Raw genomic sequence first — 443 nt, 5'->3', positions numbered from 1 at the left:
AGCTCCTCCTGATCCAGAACCACGGCTACGCCTACATCGGCGGCCTCTCCGGGGCCGTCGGCGCGGAGGGCTTCGGGACCGCGTACCGCTTCCGGGCGGACGACGGTTCGTACACCGGCGCCCCGCTGCCGGTGGACCTCGCGGCCAACGCGGCCTCCCTCGGGATGGCCGTGATCCGCACCCGCACCATCAGTGACCTGCGGAAAGCCCTCGCCGAGGCGCGTGCGGCGGACCGTCCCACATGTGTCTACGCACAGACCCGAACACCCGACACTGTGTCGGGCCCGCCCCCGGCACAGGCGTGGTGGGATGTTCCTGTGGCCGAGACCGCGACACGGAAACCCGCGGCCGCGGCCCGCGAAGAGTACGACCGGCAAGCCGCGCAGCGACGTCGCCATCTGTGAAGGAGCAAGGCAATGAAGATCGTCAACCACTGGATCGGT

1 protein-coding gene is annotated in these 443 nt (G+C 70.0%); it reads left to right on the top strand.

Annotation, left to right across the window (positions count from 1 at the left end; genetic code table 11):
• A partial coding sequence (locus G3I78_RS48510; protein WP_239158486.1) for a thiamine pyrophosphate-dependent enzyme occupies window positions 1-404 on the top strand: 404 nt, incomplete at its 5' end.
• Window positions 405-443 lie beyond the last annotated feature (39 nt).

Origin of the sequence: Streptomyces sp. SID13726, from assembly GCF_010548375.1 — a bacterium.
Taxonomy (GTDB): Bacteria; Actinomycetota; Actinomycetes; order Streptomycetales; family Streptomycetaceae; genus Streptomyces.
This window is presented reverse-complemented; position numbering and strand designations above follow the sequence as displayed.